This window comes from Clostridium intestinale, assembly GCF_035905475.1.
Lineage (GTDB): Bacteria > Bacillota > Clostridia > Clostridiales > Clostridiaceae > Clostridium_T > Clostridium_T intestinale.
Genome location: NZ_CP121166.1, coordinates 4,099,693 through 4,121,307, shown reverse-complemented (window position 1 = coordinate 4,121,307; position 21,615 = coordinate 4,099,693). Strand labels below are relative to the sequence as shown.

The 21,615-nt window shown below is 32.0% G+C and carries 17 protein-coding genes; 1 reads left to right on the top strand and 16 read right to left on the bottom strand.

Annotation, left to right across the window (positions count from 1 at the left end; all coding sequences use genetic code 11):
• Nucleotides 1–80: 80 nt before the first annotated feature.
• The 3 genes from P8F83_RS20960 to P8F83_RS20950 all read right to left on the bottom strand — a co-directional run bounded on the left by P8F83_RS20960 (nucleotide 81) and on the right by P8F83_RS20950 (nucleotide 2,792).
• Nucleotides 81–1,376, bottom strand: a complete 1,296-nt coding sequence (locus P8F83_RS20960) for an acetyl-CoA hydrolase/transferase family protein (protein ID WP_326512527.1) — start codon at nucleotides 1,374–1,376, stop codon at nucleotides 81–83.
• A 308-nt stretch (nucleotides 1,377–1,684) separates the two neighbouring features.
• Complete coding sequence (locus tag P8F83_RS20955) at nucleotides 1,685–2,560, bottom strand: hypothetical protein (protein ID WP_326512526.1); 876 nt, start codon at nucleotides 2,558–2,560, stop codon at nucleotides 1,685–1,687.
• A gap of 13 nt (nucleotides 2,561–2,573) precedes the next feature.
• Entirely contained in the window at nucleotides 2,574–2,792 is a 219-nt protein-coding gene (locus P8F83_RS20950; protein ID WP_326512525.1) for a hypothetical protein, read from the bottom strand.
• Nucleotides 2,793–3,051: 259 nt separating this feature from the next.
• On the opposite strand from P8F83_RS20950, the gene P8F83_RS20945 reads away from it, so the two are divergent.
• Entirely contained in the window at nucleotides 3,052–3,690 is a 639-nt protein-coding gene (locus P8F83_RS20945; protein ID WP_326512524.1) for an isochorismatase family protein, read from the top strand.
• Nucleotides 3,691–3,788: 98 nt separating this feature from the next.
• Here P8F83_RS20945 and P8F83_RS20940 read toward each other — a convergent pair whose 3' ends face one another.
• The 13 genes from P8F83_RS20940 to P8F83_RS20880 form a co-directional block, all read right to left on the bottom strand.
• Nucleotides 3,789–3,971 (bottom strand): hypothetical protein, encoded by a 183-nt coding sequence (locus P8F83_RS20940; protein ID WP_021803588.1) that lies wholly within the window; start codon nucleotides 3,969–3,971, stop codon nucleotides 3,789–3,791.
• A gap of 123 nt (nucleotides 3,972–4,094) precedes the next feature.
• Nucleotides 4,095–6,647 (bottom strand): selenium-dependent xanthine dehydrogenase, encoded by a 2,553-nt coding sequence (gene xdh / locus P8F83_RS20935; protein ID WP_326512523.1) that lies wholly within the window; start codon nucleotides 6,645–6,647, stop codon nucleotides 4,095–4,097.
• Between the two features lie 12 nt (nucleotides 6,648–6,659).
• Nucleotides 6,660–8,048, bottom strand: coding sequence for a dihydropyrimidinase (gene hydA / locus P8F83_RS20930; RefSeq protein ID WP_326512522.1), 1,389 nt, complete (start codon nucleotides 8,046–8,048; stop codon nucleotides 6,660–6,662).
• Nucleotides 8,049–8,071: 23 nt separating this feature from the next.
• Complete coding sequence (locus tag P8F83_RS20925) at nucleotides 8,072–9,160, bottom strand: 4Fe-4S binding protein (RefSeq protein ID WP_326512521.1); 1,089 nt, start codon at nucleotides 9,158–9,160, stop codon at nucleotides 8,072–8,074.
• A gap of 26 nt (nucleotides 9,161–9,186) precedes the next feature.
• Nucleotides 9,187–10,512, bottom strand: a complete 1,326-nt coding sequence (ssnA, locus tag P8F83_RS20920) for a putative aminohydrolase SsnA (protein WP_326512520.1) — start codon at nucleotides 10,510–10,512, stop codon at nucleotides 9,187–9,189.
• 21 nt (nucleotides 10,513–10,533) lie between these two features.
• Nucleotides 10,534–12,117, bottom strand: a complete 1,584-nt coding sequence (locus P8F83_RS20915) for an N-acyl-D-amino-acid deacylase family protein (RefSeq protein WP_326512519.1) — start codon at nucleotides 12,115–12,117, stop codon at nucleotides 10,534–10,536.
• Nucleotides 12,118–12,129: 12 nt separating this feature from the next.
• Complete coding sequence (locus P8F83_RS20910; RefSeq protein WP_326512518.1) at nucleotides 12,130–13,317, bottom strand: YgeY family selenium metabolism-linked hydrolase; 1,188 nt, start codon at nucleotides 13,315–13,317, stop codon at nucleotides 12,130–12,132.
• Nucleotides 13,318–13,335: 18 nt separating this feature from the next.
• Entirely contained in the window at nucleotides 13,336–14,553 is a 1,218-nt protein-coding gene (dpaL, locus tag P8F83_RS20905) for a diaminopropionate ammonia-lyase (RefSeq protein WP_326512517.1), read from the bottom strand.
• Between the two features lie 336 nt (nucleotides 14,554–14,889).
• Nucleotides 14,890–15,318, bottom strand: coding sequence for an MOSC domain-containing protein (locus P8F83_RS20900; RefSeq protein ID WP_326512516.1), 429 nt, complete (start codon nucleotides 15,316–15,318; stop codon nucleotides 14,890–14,892).
• Between the two features lie 2 nt (nucleotides 15,319–15,320).
• Nucleotides 15,321–16,289: a GTP 3',8-cyclase MoaA gene (gene moaA, locus P8F83_RS20895; RefSeq protein ID WP_326512515.1), complete on the bottom strand. Its 969-nt coding sequence runs from the start codon at nucleotides 16,287–16,289 to the stop codon at nucleotides 15,321–15,323.
• Between the two features lie 17 nt (nucleotides 16,290–16,306).
• A complete protein-coding gene (locus tag P8F83_RS20890) occupies nucleotides 16,307–16,900 on the bottom strand; it encodes a nucleotidyltransferase family protein (RefSeq protein WP_326512514.1) in 594 nt (197 codons plus the stop codon).
• An 18-nt stretch (nucleotides 16,901–16,918) separates the two neighbouring features.
• Entirely contained in the window at nucleotides 16,919–19,474 is a 2,556-nt protein-coding gene (xdh, locus tag P8F83_RS20885; RefSeq protein WP_326512513.1) for a selenium-dependent xanthine dehydrogenase, read from the bottom strand.
• 383 nt (nucleotides 19,475–19,857) lie between these two features.
• Nucleotides 19,858–21,603 (bottom strand): sigma-54 interaction domain-containing protein, encoded by a 1,746-nt coding sequence (locus P8F83_RS20880; protein ID WP_326512512.1) that lies wholly within the window; start codon nucleotides 21,601–21,603, stop codon nucleotides 19,858–19,860.
• Between the last annotated feature and the right edge of the window lie 12 nt (nucleotides 21,604–21,615).

Here is a 21,615-nt window from a genome sequence, read left to right as displayed (position 1 = left end):
AAAATCAAGTATATTTAAATAATATTAAACAATAAAATATAGACATCCCATATTTCTATAGGATGTCTATATACATATTTCTAAAACTTCATTTTAAATCTTCTTTCCCATTCACTTATCAATTCTTCTTTAAAATTAGGGTGTGCAACATTTATTAAATTTCTTGCTCTATCCCTTAAGGTTTTTCCTTTTAATTCTGCTATCCCGAATTCAGTAACAACGTAATGTATATCATTTCTAGATGTGGTTACCGCGGCTCCTTCATCTAACATAGGGACTATCCTTGAAAATTTTCCATGTCCAGCTGTTGAAGGCATTGCTATTATAGATTTACCGCCTTTGCTCATTGCAGCTCCTCTTATAAAATCAACTTGTCCACCAACTCCGCTAAACTGAGTTAATCCTATTGTGTCTGCGGCTACTTGTCCCATAAGATCCACTTGGATACAAGAATTAATAGAAACCATCTTATCATTTTGAGCTATAACACGTGGATCATTAACATAGTCAACTGGATATACTATAATATTGGGGTTATTATCTACATAATCATAAAGCTTTTTTGTTCCCATAAGAAATGTGATTACAGATCTACCTCTATGCAAAGTTTTAGCCTCATTTGTAATAACACCTGATTCAATTAGCTCAACAACTCCATCAGAAATCATTTCCGAATGAAGCCCTAAATTCTTTTTATCTTTAAGGAATAATAAAACAGCATCTGGTATAGCCCCTATTCCTAATTGAAGAGTTGATTCATCGTCTACTAACTTTGCGCAGTTTTCACCAATAGCTCTTTCGAGCTCCCCAATCTTTGGAGGGTTAAGTTCAACTATGTTGTTTGAGGTCTTTACTATATAATCTATCTTTGAAACATGTATAAAAGAATCTCCAATAGTTCTTGGCATCTTATCGTTTACTTCTGCTATAACAATTTTTGCTTCTTCTGCCGCTGCCTTAATATAGTCAACAGATACCCCAAAACTACAATATCCATGCTCATCAGGTGCACTAACATTAATTATAGCTACATCTACCCTTATACTTCTAAATAATTTAGGCATTTCAGAAAAAAAACATGGCGTATAATCTGCCCTTCCAGACATAACAGCCTCTCTAACTCCACCTCCAACAAATAAAGAATTGTGACGGAAATATGGCTCCATTTCAGGTTTTACATATTCACATTCTTCTAGCAAAAGCATATTCATGATTTCAACATTTCTATAATTTTCCTTGTTTAAAACCATGGCCTTAACAACATCTTTGGGAGCTGCACAAGCATTGCCTAAAACAACTCTATCCCCTGATTTTATTTTTCTAGAAGCTTCATCTGCAGTAACTATCTTACTTTCGAAATTTTTTTTCCATTCCATAAAAGAACCTCCTTGTCCTATATAAAATTCTTCTATATTATTACTATTTAATTATATCACTTTTTTCAGAAATAATGTTAATTTTTTAACATTAAATTGATAATATTTTTCTAAATATTCAATTTTTTATTTATATAAACCTATGAATTCAAGAGTATTATTGAGTTATAAAAACTTTTTCTTTTGTAATCATAATTTAAAAACTTACAACGTTATATTTGTGGTTATTTTTTTAACATTTATTTGGGAATATATCCAAAATAAATGAGCTACCGCATATTGCGACAGCTCATTTATTAACCTTTATTTTAATATCTATTTAATATTTCTTGACTATGATTCATTGAAAATGCACAAAATAATATCCCAGTAATCATAATAAATACTTCATCTCTAAAACTTAATTCTACTAAATTACTTTTATGAAGGAACATCTTTACTATATATAATATTGTCATCCCCATAAACAGAAATATACAATTCATTATATTTTTTCTTCTCAATCTTTTATTGTCTTTATAAAAACAGCTAAATTTTTCATGAGATACGTAAATATATATAATAAATGCTACCAAAAGTATTATCCCTATAAGAATTTTGCCTATACCTGTGAAAACATCTAAAAAAATAATTGGTATATACATCGAACAAAAGGAAATCCATTTTGCCAATTTCTCTTTCTTTTCAAGCTTAAACATTTTATCTACTTCATATCTATTATCTAAATTGCACTTATCTAGATCTACATTTTTATAATAATAGTATCTCTTTATCAAATTATCCAACTTTTCATTTTCATATAAATCAAATTCTTTTATATCCTTATAATAATTATTACTGTGTATATCTTTTTTTATATCAAATTCTATCAGTATATTTGTTATAGTCATTAATATCATAAGTAAAATAAAAAATACCATTTTATTTTCATCACTATATAATACAGCTAAAAAAGCTAAAATCCTTATAATAAAATCAACTATGGATTTGTTTTTTATACTTAAGTTATTTTTCCATGAATAATCCATAAAATCATATACTATTACAATAAAGATAAGAGGTATCATTGACCAAGCCTGTTCTAAAGAATTACTCTCTATCTTTAATCCAAATATTAAATAGAGCAAATTGTTTAAATAAAACAAAATATTGATTATAAATAATCTTGAAAACTTCTTTTTCATATTCTCCCCCTCATTATCCTACGAATATCTTTAAAATCGATGCAATCGAAGTTATAGTAATCCCTACTCCACCGATTACAAGATACTTATTTAGTTTAACTCTGCTAGTCCTACTGACATATGTCCTATTCCCAATAATATTAAAACCTATCTTAAATCTAAATAGATTAAATACTGCATAAAAATCTAATAGTAAGCCTATCAACATTAAAATTAATATCAAATTTTTCATAAATTCCCCTTTAGTTTTCTAAGTCGCTAATAAAAAGCTATATGTACCATTTTACTTAATTGTTCCCACCTTTATATTACCATGAAATTAATGTGAATATGTGGTTTTTGAAATAAACGCTTAGTTTTTAGTAATTATCGTTAAAAATTTATAAATTCAAGCTTTAATGTCATTAATTATAGAACATATGAAAATCAGCTAAGGGAATATTAATTACTGTAGCTTAATTCAAAAATATATTTTTAGGAGGTTTCTAATTATGCAAGATAATACTAGATTTTATGAAACTTTGACTCCAGAAAATTCTGCTTTGATTTTAATCGACCATCAAGTTGGGTTACTTTCTACAGTAAAAACTTTACCTACAAATATTTTGAAAAATAATATTATCTCCTTAGCAGAAACTGCAAAACTATTTAATATTCCAGTTATATTAACTTCAAGTAAAAGCAGTGGTCCAAATGGTGAATTCTTAAAAGAAATTACTGAAATGTTTCCTGATGTTCAGGTAATAGATAGAACAATAATAAATGCTTGGGAAGATCAAAACTTTTTAAGAAAAGTTAAAGCTACTGGAAGAAGTAAATTAATAATGGCTGGAATAGTTACAGACGTCTGTTTAACATTTCCTGCTATCTCTGCTGTAAGAGATGGTTATGATGTTTACGCTACTATTGACGCCTCTGGAACATGGTGTCCCTTAGTGGAGCAGTCAGCTATAAGTAGACTGGCTCAAGCTGGAGTAAAAACTACAAACTGGTTTGCTATTTCATCAGAACTTCAAAAAGATTGGAACCTTCCTACAGGTCAAAAGCTTGGACAATTATATTATAGCCATATAGCAGCCTACGAATATATGGTTGATTCAAGCAAAACTAAAGAAATGATTTTCTCGTAAATTCATTTAGATATTGATTAAATTTATTTTCTCTTTATTTTATAAACATAAAAAAGTGTAAAAATCATTTAAGTTTGATTTTTACACCTCTTTTTTATCTACACACTAACAGGCTCATCTATGTTTTCCATTAAAGCTCGTTCTCTTATAAAATAATCTAACGCCCTGTTTCTTGAATTTTGAATATCTGCATACTTCTCTGCTATTTCCTTATCCCTAAAAACCTTATCTACAGAAATTACATCATTTGTATCCATGCTTAGTACTATATAGACTTTCATAAAAAACCCCCTGTTTTAATTAGAATGTTTTACCAGTCTATACTAATCTATTCTATAATTTAACTCATTATGATACTTGTCTAAACAATATTTATCTCAATAATGATGTAAAAACATGAGTTTTTATTTTTTTCTATATGGGGTTTCACTAAGTGGGAGCTTTGTTCTAAACTTTCCATCTAATTTATAGTATGCTCCTTGGACTGCTGGTGCTGTAGGAATAACAACTATCTCCCCTATTCCCTTTGCTCCATAGGCAACCTCATCAGTATTTTTTTCAATTATTATAGATTCTATATCTGGAACTTGATTAGCTCTAAAAAGTCCTAAAGTTCCATATTTTGCGGTTGGGATGGAATCCTTTAATGGATAATCCTCAGTTAAAGCATAACCAAGTCCCATAACTACTCCACCTTCTATCTGTCCTTCTACATTTTTAGGATTTACTGCTCTCCCTACATCATGAGCCGCTACCACTTTTTTAAGAATTCCCTTTTCATCTATTATAGCAACTTGTGTTGCATATCCATACGCTACATGACTTACTGGATTTTCTTTATCTGAACCTATAGGATCAGTAACTCCTTTGTATTCTCCATAATAATCATTGCCTTCAAGTTCTTCTAGCGTTTTATTTTCTAAGTCTTTTTTTAGTTTAATAGCTGCCTGCTTTGTAGCTTCTCCTGCAAATACTGTCTGCCTTGATGCTGTAGTAGTTCCTGAATTTGGTGTAACATGAGTGTCTGGATCTTCTACGACTATTTTGTCATAGGTTATTCCAGTGGTTTCACATACTATTTGAGCATTAACTGTTCCAATTCCCTGACCTATACAAGCCGCTCCACATCTTACATGAACTTTTCCAGCTATAATAGTCAACCTGCTTCGTCCTACGTCTGGTACTCCAACTCCTACCCCACTGTTTTTAAGGGCACAAGCTATTCCTGCATATGGACTGCTTTCATAAGCTTGCTTTACAGCTTCTAGAGTTTCTTTTAGAGCTGTTCCTTCATCTGCTATTTGTCCATTTGGTAGAACTTGGCCTGGCTCTATAGCATTTTTATACCTTATCTCCCAAGGTGATATGCCAACCATTTCTGCTAGTTGGTTTAAATTACATTCTGTTGCAAAAGCTGTCTGAGTAACCCCAAAGCCTCTAAAAGCTCCTCCTGGTGGATTGTTAGTATACACAGCTGTTCCTATTATATCCACGTTGTGATAATTATATGGTCCAGCTGCATGGGTGCATGCTCTTTGAAGCACAGGTCCTCCAAGTGACGCATAAGCTCCTGTATCTGATATAACAACCGCTTTCATAGCAGTTAATATGCCATTTTCATCACAGGCTGTTGTGAATTCCATCTCCATAGCATGCCTTTTAGGATGAATCATTATGCTTTCTTTTCTGCTTAAGCTTACTTTTACTGGCTTTTTAGTTATATATGCTAACAGAGCTGCATGGTGTTGAACACTCATATCTTCTTTGCCACCAAAACCTCCCCCAACATATTTACTAACTATTCTCACCTCTTCTTCTGGAAGTCCTAAAAGAGACATTATTTCATGTTGATCATCAAATACATTTTGCCCTCCAGTATAAACCTTAACTCCAAAACCATGTGGCATACCTATAGCACATTCTGGCTCCATAAAGGCATGTTCAGTAAAGGGAACAGAATATTTATTTGTTACAACATATTTAGAATTTTTTATGGTGTCTTCAGCATTTCCTCTATTTAAAACCTGCTTAAAAAGTATATTTCCTTTTTCATGAATTTTAGGTGCATTTATTTCTAAAGCCATTTCTGGTGAACTTAAAGGGGTTCTTTCTTCATAGTCTACAACTATTGCTTCTAAACCTTCTTTAAGTGCTTTCTTATTTTCAGCGGCAACTAATGCTATAGAGTCTCCTATATATCTAGTTTCCTCACCTTCAGCTATAAGGGCTGGCCAATCCTTAACTAAATGACCTAAATATCTATTTCCCGGGATATCCTTATAGGTTAATATAGCCACTACACCTGGAATTTTTTTAGCTTCTTCTATATTTATGTTTTTAACTAATGCTCTAGGATATTTTGTTCTTAAAGCTGATCCATAAAGCATCCCATTAATTTTCATATCATCTACATATTTACCTGTTCCTAAGGTTTTAGCTAAAGCATCAACCCTATGAACGTTTTCTCCCATAACACCCTTAAAGTGAGTTTCTGGAACTTCCGTTCCTTCTCTTATGATTTTTGCAGCCATGTTAACTGCTTGCTCTATTTTGATATATCCTGTACATCTGCATATATTCCCTCTTAGCGCCTTCTTAATGTCCTCACTAGTGGGATTATTATTTGTATCGATTAAAGCCTTTGCACTTATAACCATTCCAGGAATACAAAATCCGCATTGAACTGCCCCTGCTTCCCCAAAGGAGTAAGCGAAAACCTCTTTTTCTTTCTCTGATAACCCTTCAACTGTAATTACATGTTTTCCTTGGATTTTTGAGGTTTTTAGTATACATGCTCTCATGGCTTTTCCATCTAAAAGAACCATACATGCACCACAAGCACCTTCTGAGCAGCCATTTTTTACTGAGGTTAAGTCTTCCTGTTCTCTTAAAAATTCTAAGAGATTTATATCTTCTTTAGCCTCAACTTCCCTATTATTAAGAATAAATGTATACATCTCTTAGCCCCCTTAATTAAATTGCCTTATATTTCTCCTCTGATATAAGCCTATTGGTGAATTATCTATAAAGTTTTCGTCTTTTACAACTTCATGTCCTCTTAATAATACATACTCAATTGAACCTTTTCTTTTAAAGCCCTCATAAGGAGTATAATCGACATTTTGGGTTTGTTTATCTTTTGTTATTATAGTTTCTGTGTTAGGATTAATAACAACTAAATCTGCATCACTTCCAACTTGAATTATTCCCTTTTTAGGATATAAACCAAAGTTTTTCGCAGCATTAGTTGATACTAATTTACTCATCTCATTTATTGATATCTTACCCTCACAAACTCCATAGGTATACATTAGATAAACTCTATGTTCTACTCCTGGTCCTCCATTAGGAATTTTACTAAAATCATCTATTCCTAGATCTTTTTGCCCTTTATAGTTAAAGGAACAATGGTCTGTTCCTAGAAAATCTATATCCCCATTTCTAATTCCTTCCCAAAGAGCTTCATTATCATTTTTTTCTCTAAGAGGTGGAGACATAACATATTTTGCAGCTTCAAAGCTTTCATCTGTTTCTTTTCCATAATAGCTGTTATCTAAAAGGAGGTATTGAGGACAACTTTCAAGTACTACCTCTACTCCTTTTGCTCTTGCCTTCTTGACCTCTTTAAGTCCCATTTCAGTACTTAAATGAACAACCCAAACTGGAGCTTTTGCTACTTCTCCTATTGAAGCAAGTCTATTAATAGCCTCGCTTTCCAGGCAAGCTGGTCTAGTTTTAAAATGGTAATAAGGTTTAGTTTTATGATTTTTTCTAGCATTATCAACTAAAGCATCTATAATATCTCCATTTTCACAATGAAAGCCTATAAGTCCACCTATTTCTTTACTTCTAACTAAGGCCTCATATATTTCTCTATCTTTAACCATTAAATTTTTATAAGCCATATACATCTTAAATGAGGTTACACCTTCATCTATCATAAGTTGCATATCTTTAGAAACTTTCTCATTCCAATCAGTTATTGCCATGTGAAAACCATAGTCGCAGTATGCTTTGTTATGAGCTTTTTTATGCCAATTATTTAGAGCATCTTCTAGAGATTCCCCTTTGTTTTGTGTTGCGAAATCTAGTATGGTTGTGGTTCCCCCAACTATAGCAGCTTTAGTTCCTGTTTCAAAATTATCAGCTGTAAAGGTAGTTCCTGTATCCAAATCAAAATGTGTGTGAGTATCAATTGCCCCTGGAAGAATGTAAGCTCCTTTTACATCAATAATCTTATCATTTTCCTTTGCTAAATCTTTTCCCATGCTTTCAATTACTTCATTTTCTATTCTTATATCACATTCAACGGTTTCCTCCGGAGTAACAACTCTACCATTAATTAATACTATCCCCATAACCATACCCCTTTCTCAACTAATTAAACATAAGAAATTGATAATGCTTCTTTAGGACATCTAGTTACACAAAGTCCACAACCAAAGCATTTTTCATTATCTATAGTAAGCTTTCCATCAATCTCTATAGCATCATATACACAGCTTCTCTTACATATTCCACAAGTTATACACTTATCATGATTTACTACTGGAGGAACTGTGTGAGTTCTAAAGTTTCTTTCATTTATATTCTTGGAAGCTAGTCCCACTATTTCATTTACATCTTTATAGCCCTTTGTATCTAAAAAATCATTAAGTTCTTTAGCTATTTTCCCATAAATGCTTGGACCTTTTAATATAGCTTCCGTGCATACCTGAACAGCTGAAGCTCCAGCCATTAACATTTCAGCTGCATCTCTTCCGTTTGACACTCCTCCAACTCCTATTATAGGAATCTTTACAACCTGAGAAGCTTCAAATATACATCTAATAGCAAGTGGTCTTATAGCTGTTCCTGATAACCAGCCATAACCATTTTTACTTCCCATTATAGGTAGTCCTGTATTTATATCTATAGACATACATGGACCAAAGGAATTAATCATAACAAGTCCATCTGCACCTGCATCTTCTACTGCTTTTGCTATTACCTTAATGTCAGTATGTGGACTCATTTTCATAAATACCGGAACATCTAATGCTGCTTTTGCTGCCTTTAGTGCATTTACTATAGGTGTTACATCTGTTCCAACATAGTGAGTTGAAAGTTCAACTGCATCTGCATAAGGTTTAACCAAAGGAGCAACTACCTCAATCTGCTCCTTTGTGTATCCCATACTTACTATCATAGGAACTCCAGCTTCTTTAGCCTTTAAGTACTCTTTTTCTATCCATTGTTCTTTAGGCAATTCTGACCAAAGCTCAGTATTTAAAAATCCGCTATTAGTTGCTCCCATACAAGGTCTTGGAACATCTGCCGCATCTACTGATATAGTTTTAGTAACTAATCCACCAGCTCCTCCTTTTACTGCTGCTACACACATATCTCCATCTTTAGCACCTGGGCCAGCTGCTGTAAAAACTGGATTATTAAATTTCATACCTAAAATATCTATATTTAAATTTGCCATAATTAACTCCCCTTAATTAATTTATTTTAGATTCTTTCCCATAACTTTTGAGCTATCTCTCTAGATTTTGAGAATATCTTTTCTTCATCCACTGTATTTATTACTCTATTTCTCATTACTACTTTTCCATTTATTATTGTGTCTGTAACACATCTTCCTGACATTCCAAATATAATATGTCCATTTATATTGTTTTCATTTAAAGGAGTAAGAGGATTATAATCTACAATAATTACATCTCCATAAGCTCCTTCTTTTAAAGCTCCAACTTCTTTGTTGAAATACTTAGAGCTTATTTTTCTGTTATTATCAAATGCCATAGAGGATACTTCATTAAAGCCAACATTAGGATCACATAGATTATGTTTATGAATTATATTTCCTACCTTCATGGATTCCATCATGTCGCTAGTATATCCATCAGTTCCAAGACCCACGTTAATCCCTCTTTTTATAAATTCTAAAACTGGTGAACATCCTACTGCATTCCCCATATTTGATTCTGGATTATGAACTACATTTGTATTTGTTTGCTTTAAAATCTCCATTTCTCTACTATTAACATGAACACAATGAACAGCTATGGTTTTATCTGAAAGAATATCAAAATCCATAAGTCTTTCTACAACTCTTTTTCCATGATTTCTTAGGGAATCGTATAAATCATCTATTCCTTCTGAGGTATGTATGTGATAACCTGCATCTAATCCTTCCATAGCTTCTCTACACATATCTAAACTTTTGTCTGAAAGAGTAAATGCGGCATGCATTCCAAACATTCCTTTTAACATTTCCTCATTCACATTGTTATAAGTTTTGATAAAGTTTATATTTTCATTTATTCCAGCTTTAAGAATCTCTTCCCCATCTCTATCTGAAGTTTCATAACAAAGACAAGTTCTAACTCCAAGTTCTTTTGCTGCATCTCCTATTGTAAATAGACTGCCTTCAACACTATAAGGGCTTGCATGATGATCAAAAACAGTAGTTACTCCATTTTTTATACAATCTAAGTAAGTCGTATAGGCACTATATTTTGTATCCTCTAGAGTTAAGCCTTTATCAAGTCTCCACCAAAGATTTTCTAAGATATCAGTGAAGTTTTTAGGTGCTGGTCCTTTTCCTGCCATTCCTCTAGCAAAAGCACTATAAATATGCATATGCGTATTTATAAGTCCAGGCATAATCACCTTTCCTTTTGCATCTATAAACTCTTCCTCTTTATACTTTTCTTTAAGTAATGAATACTCTCCCACCGCTATTATGGTGTTATCTTTTATAACTACTGCTCCATTTTCTATATATGGATTTTTTTCATCCCTAGTTATTACTCTTCCATTTCCTATAATCAAAGGATTAGCCCCCTTACTTTCTTAATTCCTTCTTATTACCTTCCCGGCAATAATCTTGTTATATTGTCCTTCTTCCACAACAACATTACCATTTATGATTACATAATCAATTCCCTCTGGATATTGTGTAGGATCTACAAAGGTTCCTTTATCCTTAACGGTATCCATATTTACTATTACTATATCAGCGTACTTTCCAACTTCTAAGCTTCCTCTATCTTTAATATTAAAAGCTTCTGCCGCTTTATAGGTCATTTTATATACAGCTTCTTCAATAGAAAGGATATTTAATTCCTTAACATATCTATTTATAACCTTTGGGAAAGAACCATAAGCTCTAGGATGTGGTTTTCCTGAAAGAAGCCCATCTGTACAAACATTTTGCTCTTTCCTCTTCATGAATTTAATTACATGTTCCTCTAATCCATAGAAATCTACCATTCCTACTGCATTCTCTTCTTCGTACAATAAATCAAAAGTTGCATTATAAGGATCTTTTCCTTTAAGCTCACCTATCTCTAGTAGATTTTTACCTATTAGATGTTCATTTTCTTTGGTTCTTACACTGGTTACAAATATCTGATCAAGACCTGCAAAGTCTATGAAATTATCCCATCCATCTATGCCATGCTCTATATCATAGATCATTTTCTTTCTTAATTCTTCGTCTTTTAACCTCTCTAAAAGTTTATCTGTACCACCTGAATGTGCCCATGGAGGTAAAACTACTCCAAGCATTGTACTTCCTGCCGCATAGGGATATTGGTCGAAAGAAACTTTTATTCCTTCCTTTTGTGCCTTCTCTAAAAGCTCAATAACTCCATCAATATACTGCCAGTTATTTTTCCCACATACTTTAAAATGTGAGAAGTGAACTTTAACACCAGATTCTCTTCCTATGTTTATAACTTCCTCCATAGATTTAAGAATAGTATCAGCTTCGCTTCTTTGATGAACTACAAATACTCCATCATATTCTGCTACTACCTTACACATTTCTATAATTTCTTTTGTCTCGGAATATGCACAAGGAATATAGATTAACCCTGTTGATAATCCATAAGCTCCTGCTTCCATTTCTCTTCTTACTATTTCACACATTTTCTCTATTTCTTCTGTGGTTGAATATCTGTCCTCTAAACCCATGGCTTCCATTCTTACATTTCCATGAGGCACTAGATAAAGTTCATTTAATCCTACTCCGTTTTTCTCCATAAGCTTAAGATAATTATCCGTGGTTTCATATTCCCAATCTATATTGTCGCTTTCCCCATCAAGTCCGGCTAAGTTCTTTCTCCAAGTGCTTATATATTCTTTAGGAAGTGGAGCCATAGATATTCCATCCTGCCCTAATACTTCTGTAGTTATTCCTTGTCTTATCTTAATTTCATTAAAAGGATTATCTAATATCTTTAAATCTGAGTGACTATGAGTGTCTATAAATCCAGGACAAACTACTCTTCCAGCTGCATCAATTATCTTATCTGCTTTTATTTCTTCTTTGCTTATCTCTAATATTTTGTTATTCTCTATAAGTAAGTTTCCTAAATATCCTTTTTGCAAGGTTCCATCAACGATAGTTCCCCCTTTAATTAACACTCTCATTTTTAACACCCCTTATTTTTTGTATAGAGAATTCAATATTCCGTAATATCCTTCAGCTCCAATAAATAATTGTTCTAATTCTATATATTCATCTATAGTATGAGCCAAGTTTTCTTTCGATGGGCCAAATCCTATAGTTCTTATTCCTTTTTCTCCCGCATAATGACTTCCATTTGTACAGAAAGAGTATTGGGTTATTTCTGGATCTAAACCTGCACTTTTTAATCCTTCATAAGCTATTTGAACAAATTCATCCTTTTCTTCATAAAGCCATCCTGGGAAAAATCTTTCCCCTGAAATAGTACTTCCTGTATAACAATTTTCAGTAGCTTTAGCATAAGAAACCTCCGCTTTAAGTTCTGAATCTTCCTTCATTAATTCTTCAACAAAAGCTTTTATAGGTGCTAATACACTTTCCTTTGTTTCTCCAACTAAAAGTCTTCTATCAAAAGTTGCCTTGCAATAGTCTGGAACTACTGATGCCCCTGGATAAGGAGAAGATTTTATATCTGTTAAAACTAATATGCCTTTACCTAATACTGGATGCACTGGTGTTTCAAGTTCTTGAATTTTCTCTATGATTTTACTCATTTTATATACTGCATTTATACCTTTTTCAGGATTAGCCGAATGAGCTGGTTTTCCAAAGGTTTCTATAACAATCTCCGCACGACCTCTTTGTCCTATTTTAAGATTTAGCTCTGAAGATTCACCTATTACTACATAATCAGGATTTACAGCTTCACTTATTTTTCTTGAAGCTATTCCTTCAAATATCTCCTCATGTACAACCCCTGCTACATATATATCTCCCTTAAAGTCTTTTTTAATATCCTCAGCAAAACAAGCTGCTGCAACTATCATTGCACTTAGCTGTCCCTTCATGTCAGAAGTTCCACGACCATATATCTTTCCATCTACAATTTCTCCACCATAAGGATTGTGAGTCCACTTAGATTCATCTGGTACTGGAACTGTATCTATATGACCATCAAATAAAATTTTCTTTCCTTCTTCACTTCCCTTTATATGTCCAATTATATTTCCATATTCATCTATAAAATAATCATCGTAACCTAACTCCTCAAAAACCGTCTTAATAGCATCTGCTACATTTTTTTCTTCTCCTGAGTAGCTTTTGTTTCTTATTAATTCCTGACACACTTCTGTAAGTTTATTTTTTCTTGCTTCTGATAACATACTTTCACCTCAATTATTTTATAATTCTTCTTTACTATTTACGCCTTTCCATACTATCTTTCTGTACATAGCTGGATCTGTATCTCCTTCAGTACTAAAAAGCAAAACCTTAGACTTGTCATCTAGTTTTAAATCTTCTTTTAGTTCCTTATAATCTGGATTAGTCATTATTTCATATAGTAAACCTGTAGTAACTGCTCCAGACTCCCCTGAAATTACTTTTCTATCATCTTTTAGTGGATTTCCTAATATCCTCATTCCATTTGCTGATACCCAGTCTGGGCAAGATACGAATGCTGAACTATAACTTTTAAGAACTTCCCAGCCTATAGTATTAGCTTCTCCGCAAGCAAGTCCTGCCATTATAGTTTGCATATCCCCCCCCACAGCATAAGCTTTTCCATCTCCAGCTACTGCCGATTTATAAAAACAATCTGCTAAATTTGACTCAACTATAACAGTTGTTGGGCAATCTTCTCCTAATTCAGAAGCAAAAAAACCTTGAACTGCTCCTGCTAATGATCCTACTCCTGCTTGAACAAAAACATGTGTTGGTTTTTCCACTTCAATCTCTTTTAGCTGCTCTGAAGCTTCTAATGCCATAGTTCCATATCCTTGCATTATCCATGTAGGGATTTCTTCATACCCTTCCCAAGCTGTATCTTGTACCATAAGTCCATTATTCTCTTCAGCATACTTAGCTGCAAATCTTACTGCATCATCATAATTCATATCAGTAATGGAGGCTTCTGCACCTTCAGCTTGTATATGTGCTAACCTAGTTAAAGATGATCCTATAGGCATATAAATTACAGATTTTTGTTTAAGCTTATTTGCTGTCCAAGCTACACCTCTTCCATGATTTCCATCTGTAGCCGTTACAAAAGTTATTTCACCAAGTTTATCTCTAACTTCATCAGATATAATTTTTTTATAGTCAAGTTCTGATATATCTGTTTCTAATTTTTTAGCTATATATTTTGCCATAGCAAAAGAACCACCTAATACTTTAAAAGCATTTAATCCAAATCTATACGATTCATCTTTAAGATATATTCCTCCAAGACCAATTTCTTTAGCTAAATTATCTAAAGATGCTACTGGAGTCCTTTCATATTGAGGAAAACTACCATGAAAGTTTTTAGCTTTAGAAACTTCTTTCTTAGATAAAAAGTCTGTGGAAGCCTTACCACAATTTTTAAGTTCATTAAATTTCCATTTTATAATGTTGTCCATTTGTTTCCGCTCCTTAATAGTACTAAATTAAAAAAAGCCCAATGTGATCCCTAATTAAAAATATATTCCAAAGAAATATATTTAGAAATTAAAAGCTCATCATTGAACTTGTTTTTAATCTAAAATTTAAATTTCATTTTTAAATACTCATATGATTTATATAAGCAAATACTGTGCCAATTCACTATTAATTCTTACTATTAATCATTAAAGCCTTGAAAACAAACAACTTATTAAATACTTGTGGATAATCTTGAATCCGATAAAACTTTCAGTAAATAAACCCTCTACTCTCAAAATGATATTTTATTATCATTTTGATAATACATCTAAGTCCTAATATAATTCAATTTTTTCTCCTAAATATATATCTCCACCTTTTAATACCTTTCCAAAAATCCCTTTGGTAGGCATTATACACTCCCCTACTGAATAAAAAATCTCACATTTATCATGACACTTTTTGCCTAATTGAGTTATTTCTATTAATGCCTCTCCAATTATTACTTTATCTCCTACTGATAAACTAGCTAAATCTATTCCTTCGGTAACTAAATTTTCACCAAAGTCTCCATAAACTACTTTACCACCTTTTTTATTAAAGGAATCAATTTCTTCCTTGGCCAATAAACTTACCTGTCTATGCCACTTACCACCATGAGCATCTCCCTTTAATCCAAAGTCTTCAACCAATTCTATCTCTTTAACTTCTTCTTTTTTGGTCCCCTTTTTCACGCTTGTACATATTGCTACTATTCTACCCATGGTTATCCTCCTATCTCATTCATAAATCTATTATCCTTATCCTTTTCATCTTTTCCAAAGCTATGTTTAATAGGTTTATTATATATTTTGTCTTTTATTATCTCCAATAACTCTTCGTCATTCATTCCACTTCTGATTAAAGTCTTTAAATCTATACCATAATTCCAATGTAGACATTGTTTTAAAAATCCTTCTGAAGTTACTCTTATCCTATTACAACTTTCACAAAAATTATCGCTTATAGCACTTATAAATCCAACCTTACCTAAGGCATTCTTTAGTTTCATATACTTTGCAGGTCCACTTATTCCTATCATCTTTTCATCTTCAAGTACATGCCCATGCTTTATAATCTCTTTAACTTTATTATTGGTTATAGGGGTTAAATCTTTAGCTGCTCCTATAGGCATAAGCTCTATAAATCTTACATCCATTTTTTTATTTATTGTAAGAGCTGCTAAATTTAATATTTCATCTTCATTAACTCCTCCAATTATTACTGAATTAACCTTAACTTTAATACCTAAGTCTAATAAATTATCTATAACTCTTAATACAACTTTTAAATCTCCACCTCTAGTAATGTCTCTGTAGGTCTCTTCCTTTAAAGTATCTAAACTTATATTTACTCCTTTTAAACCTGCTTCTTTAAATTCTCTTTCTTTTCCTTCTAATAAAAGGGCATTGGTTGTTATATATACTTCTTCTATGCCAGGTACTCTGTGTATATCTTCTATTATTTTAAGTATGTTCTTTCTAGTAAGTGGTTCTCCACCTGTTAATCTCACTTTTTTTATGCCACATTTAGCCATTAATTTGACTAGCTTTATAACTTCATCATCTTTTAAGATTTTCTCTTTATCCATAAAAGTAATATTATCTTTTGGCATGCAGTAAACACATCTTAAATTACATACATCAGTTAATGAAATTCTTAAATATTCTATATTTCTTCCTTGTTTATCTATCAATTTTATCAATGCCACCTTTATAGATTATTCTTTCTTAATAAGGTTTCATATTCTTCTATAGTATCTATGTCATAAATAATATTCTCATCTTCTACTTGTAAATAATAAACCTCATCATCGTGATTTTTAATTACATCTTTTAAATTATAATTTTCTCCAACCATCTCTAAATCTTTAAATATATCTTTAGAAAACAATACCGGGTGTCCTTTTCTACCATTAACCATTGGTATTATGATCTTATATCTGTTTTTATCATAAACTGATTCCATAAGTTGTAATGTTTCAGCCTTAATTGCTGGCGTGTCTCCTAAAGCAAGATATAAAACTTCTGTATCATTATCTATTTTTTCAAAGCCTTTTTTGAAAGAACTTGCCATATCTCCAGCAAAATCTTCATTATATGCCCAGGTTATCTTATCCTGTGAAAAAATTTCTTTTATTAAATCTGCTTTATATCCAACTACTATAATAAGTTTATCAATATTAATATCATTATAGCAAGTAATAGATTGTCCTAATACTGTTGTATCTCCCCAAGGAAGTAGCTGTTTTACAGTTCCCATCCTTTTACCTTGACCAGCAGCTAAAATAATAACAGAAGTTTTCATTTCTTACCCCCTTCATTTTTACTTCTTTTTATATGGAGTATTATCTAGTGGAAGAGTATATCTTCTTTCTCCATCAAAGGTTCTATAGGCTTCTGAAGTCGCCGCTAAAGTTGGTATTAAAACTAGTTCCCCAACCCCTTTAGCACCATATGCTAAGTCTCCTAGTTTCTTTTCTATAAGTTTATATTCTATCTTAGGAACATCTGTAGATCTCCATAAACCTATTGTTCCAAACTTTGATTTCACATATCCATCTTCTGTCTCAAATTTCTCTGTAAGAGCAAATCCAAGTCCCATTACAACTCCACCTTCTATCTGTCCCTCCACGTTTGTAGGATTTATTGCTCTTCCAACATCTTGAGCTACAAATACTTTTTCAACCTTCCCCTTTTCATCTAAAATTACCATTTGGGTTGCATATCCATAAGCTATATGTTGTTTTGGATTTTCCTTTTCTGAAGCTAACTTATCTGTAATTGCAGTAAAATCTGACTTAAATACTTCTCCTTCAAGCTCTTCTAATGTTTTTGTTTTTAGAGCTTCCTTTAATTTTAAAGAAACTCTTCTAGTTGCTTCTCCTGTAATTAAGGTTTGTCTTGATGCTGTAGTAGGACCTGAATCTGGAGTAACCATAGTATCTGGTGAATGATATTCAATTAATTCTAAAGATATTCCTGTAGTTTCTCCACAAATTTGTGTCATGACTGTTGCCAGTCCTTGTCCTATACATTGAGCAGAAGTTTTTATAATTATCTTTCCATTTTTAACTTCTATATTACATCTCCCTGTATCTATTACTCCAACTCCGCAACCAGTGTTTTTCATAGCACAAGCAATACCTATGTATTTATGTTTTCCACTGTAATATTCATCCTTTATTGCTTCTAAAGTTTCTATTATCGCTGTACTCTCATCGCACAGTTGTCCAGTTGGAAGAATATCTCCTGGTTTTACAGCATTTTTGTATCTAAACTCCCATTTGTCTAGACCTACTTGCTCTGCAAGAATATTTATATTGGTTTCACTTCCAAAGGTTGTTTGAGGAACTCCAAATCCTCTAAATGCCCCTCCTGGCGGATTATTTGTATATATTGCATATCCGTTAAGTTCAATATTAGGTATTCTATATGGTCCACATAAATGAGTGCACGCTCTCTCTAGTACCACGGAACCAAGAGATGCGTAAGCTCCTGTATCCGCTAAAACCTTAGCCTTTAAAGCTGTCAAATTTCCTTCCTCATCACAAGCTGTAGTTACTTCTACTTCCATTCCATGTCTCTTTGGATGTACAAGTAAACTTTCCTCTCTGCTAAAGGTTATTTTAACTGGCTTTTTGGTGTAGTAAGTAAGAAGAGCTGCATGGTGTTGCACTGTCAAATCTTCTTTTCCTCCAAATCCCCCTCCAACATATGCTGATATAACATGTACCTTATCTTCTGGAAGTCCTAATACATGACATATACCTTCATGATCTGAATGAATATGTTGTGAAGAAACATATAAAGTCAATACATCTCCTTCATAAAAAGCTATGGTTGCTTCTGGTTCTAAGAAGGCATGATCTATAGGCATAGTCTTATATTTTTTTGTTACAACATATTTTGATTCCTCAATTGCCTTATCTGGATTTCCTCTTTTTACATAAGTGTTACTTAAAATATTCCCTTTTTCATGTATCTTGTAGGCATCATCTTTTAAGGCATCATGAACATTAGTTATTGCTGGTAATTCTTCATATTCAACCTTTATTAATGAAAGCGCTTTTTCTAATATGTCTTTTGTTTCAGCTGCTACTATTGCTATAGCATCCCCTAAATATCTAGTCTCTTCTCCTATAGCTACCATAGTAGGCCAATCTTTAAATATATATCCTTGATAATTATTAGCTGGAATATCTTCGGCAGTAAGAACTGCATGTACACCTTGAAGCTTTTTAGCTTCATCTGTATCTATACTTAAAACCTTTGCTCTTGGATATCTTGAGCGAAGAGCTTTTCCATATAACATTCCTTCTATGTAATAATCGTCGGGATATTTTGCTGTACCTAGAATCTTTTCTTTGGCATCAATTCTAGCCATTCGTCTTCCTACTTTAGCTTCTTGCTCTAAATGAATTTTATTATGTTTTCTAAAAGCTTCAGCTGCCATTAAAATTGCTTTTTCTATTTTTACATATCCAGTGCATCTGCATAAATTACTCTTTATTGCCTTTTTTACATCTTCTTCTGTAGGATTAGGATTGCTGTCTATTAATGCTTTAGCACTCATTATCATTCCAGGAATACAAAATCCACACTGAACAGCACCAGCATTTGAAAATGAATCTGTATAAACTTCTTTTTCAAGTTCTGTTAAACCTTCAATTGTAACTACTTCTTTTCCCTCTATATCCTTTATCTTTTTGATACAAGCTCTTATATTTTTTCCTTCAATAACTACAGTACATGCCCCGCAAGTACCCTTTGCACATCCATTTTTCACTGAAGTTAATCCTTCATAATCTCTTAAATAATCAATTAACTTCAACTCTCCATCTGCAGAAACTTCTCTTCCGTTTAATATAAACCTAATCATAATTAGCCCCCTATATTTTTACTTTAAACTTAAAAGGAAAATAAAAAAAAACAAGTTCAGTACTCTCATTTCAAATAAAAGAAAAATAAATCTATTTTTCCTAAGATTTTGAAAGTTCGTCATTGAACTTGTTTCTATTTCTCTATTAAGTTTTTCTTTATAAACATTTCTTACTTTACCTTTCTAGCAAATCCCTTGCCAAATGTATAAAAATTGTTGATATATTAAAAATATAGGTGTATTTTTGCCACTTAGATTATTGATTTTACCAAAAGTATTTTTATGAAACTAAAAACCGCTTAAATCCCTTTTAACTTTTTAGATTTAGAAATTCTACTATAGTAATTAATTATCAAAATGATAATACCTTCTCACATTGATAACTATTCTTTAAAAGAGCCTATTTTTCTATATATAGTAGCTATTCCTATTCCCAGTTTTTCTGCAACCATCTTTTTCCCATTGGTATCATAGCCATATTTATCTAAAGCTTTAAGTATATATTCTCTTTCTATATCCTTAAGAAATCGTATTTCTTCCTCTTCATGAAAAGTCTCAACTTTGTTATTACCTAATATAGTATGTGGAAGCATTTCTTTCTCTATTATTCCTCTACTGTCAGATAAATTAATTAAAAGTTCTACTACATTTTCAAGCTCACGAATATTTCCAGGCCAACTGTATCTTATTAATTTTTCATAAGCATCTTTATTAACAGTATGAACATACTTATCAAAAATTTTATTATATTTATCAATTAGAGTGTTTAATATGAGTTTAAAATCTTCTCTTCTTTCCCTTAGTGCAGGTATTTCTATAGGTATAACATTTAATCTATAATATAAATCTTCTCTAAATTTATTCTCCTTAATCATTTGTCTTAGATCTTTATTAGTTGCTGCAACTACTCTAATATCCAAGTTTACTAATTCATTAGAGCCTATTCTTACTAATGTTCTCTCTTGAAGAACCCTTAATAATTTAGCCTGAAGATACAGAGGCATGTCTCCAACCTCATCTAAAAATATCACACCTTTATTTGCTAGCTCGAATTTACCTATTCTTCCATTAGGATTTGCACCACTAAATGCTCCTTTAACATATCCAAATAGTTCACTCTCTAGTAGGGTATCTGGTATAGCTGCACAGTTTATTCCTATAAAAGGGTTATTTCTTCTATCACTTTCAGCATGAATTGCCCTAGCTATAAGTTCTTTTCCAGTTCCACTTTCTCCAGTAACAAATACAGTTGATTTAGTGTTAGCTATTTTTCTTATTTTATCTTTTATGCCTTGCATGGCTTTACCTTCTCCGATTATAGCCTCTAAACCTACTATTTTATTATCACTGGTTATTTTATACGCCTTTGTATTTACATCCTTTAGCATATTAAAAATAAGCATTTTATTGTAGTCTTCTAAGGTATCTTCTAGCGGTATTAGGCTTCCTACAAGATTATATTTTTTGCCATTTATTCTTACTTTATAGAATTCTTCTTCTAATATATTTCCTTCTAAAAGTTTAAGCTGTATATTCCCATTAATATCGCTCGGAGTTAATTCTAACTTTTTCATAGCTTTACTATTCATTTCAACTATTTTACTTTCAGAATTTATAATTATAACTCCGTTATCTACACTATTAACAACTTGCTTAAGTAAATTTATATAAGATACATTTCTTTCATTCCCCTTAAATTCATATATCTTTGCACTTATAAGTTCACTTATTTTATACAAAAACTCTAAATGGGAATCTAAATTATCAGACAGGTAATTTTTTTGTTCAATAGTAGTACAAACCAAACCTATTACCCCTATTATTTCTTTTTGAAATATTATGGGCGTTGATATCTCCATCATTTCTAAACATTCATTTTTCTGATTACAGAGTCTACATATTTCAGCTTCTCTAGGATTTTCTATAATTTGATGTTTCCCTGTAGCTAAAACATGTTTATAAACTACACCTTTGTTATCTCCATTTATATTGCTAGTAAATATTCCAGTCCCTGCTATAGTATTTAAGTTACTATCTACAATTTCCACATCTACTTTTATTACGTTTGCTATAACTTCTGCATATTTTAAGACAGTACTCTGAATAGGCTTTAATAATGATTCTTTCATAACCCTAGCCCC

Coding starts and splice junctions, on each gene's coding strand:
- P8F83_RS20890 (WP_326512514.1), bottom strand. CDS start 16,900: ATGAAAACTTCTGTTATTATTTTAGCTGCTGGTCAAGGTAAAAGGATG.
- P8F83_RS20945 (WP_326512524.1), top strand. CDS start 3,052: ATGCAAGATAATACTAGATTTTATGAAACTTTGACTCCAGAAAATTCT.
- P8F83_RS20910 (WP_326512518.1), bottom strand. CDS start 13,317: ATGTTATCAGAAGCAAGAAAAAATAAACTTACAGAAGTGTGTCAGGAA.
- P8F83_RS20940 (WP_021803588.1), bottom strand. CDS start 3,971: ATGAAAGTCTATATAGTACTAAGCATGGATACAAATGATGTAATTTCT.
- P8F83_RS20880 (WP_326512512.1), bottom strand. CDS start 21,603: ATGAAAGAATCATTATTAAAGCCTATTCAGAGTACTGTCTTAAAATAT.
- xdh (WP_326512513.1), bottom strand. CDS start 19,474: ATGATTAGGTTTATATTAAACGGAAGAGAAGTTTCTGCAGATGGAGAG.
- hydA (WP_326512522.1), bottom strand. CDS start 8,048: ATGGGGATAGTATTAATTAATGGTAGAGTTGTTACTCCGGAGGAAACC.
- P8F83_RS20950 (WP_326512525.1), bottom strand. CDS start 2,792: ATGAAAAATTTGATATTAATTTTAATGTTGATAGGCTTACTATTAGAT.
- P8F83_RS20960 (WP_326512527.1), bottom strand. CDS start 1,376: ATGGAATGGAAAAAAAATTTCGAAAGTAAGATAGTTACTGCAGATGAA.
- P8F83_RS20955 (WP_326512526.1), bottom strand. CDS start 2,560: ATGAAAAAGAAGTTTTCAAGATTATTTATAATCAATATTTTGTTTTAT.
- P8F83_RS20915 (WP_326512519.1), bottom strand. CDS start 12,117: ATGAGAGTGTTAATTAAAGGGGGAACTATCGTTGATGGAACCTTGCAA.
- dpaL (WP_326512517.1), bottom strand. CDS start 14,553: ATGGACAACATTATAAAATGGAAATTTAATGAACTTAAAAATTGTGGT.
- P8F83_RS20900 (WP_326512516.1), bottom strand. CDS start 15,318: ATGGGTAGAATAGTAGCAATATGTACAAGCGTGAAAAAGGGGACCAAA.
- P8F83_RS20925 (WP_326512521.1), bottom strand. CDS start 9,160: ATGGCAAATTTAAATATAGATATTTTAGGTATGAAATTTAATAATCCA.
- xdh (WP_326512523.1), bottom strand. CDS start 6,647: ATGTATACATTTATTCTTAATAATAGGGAAGTTGAGGCTAAAGAAGAT.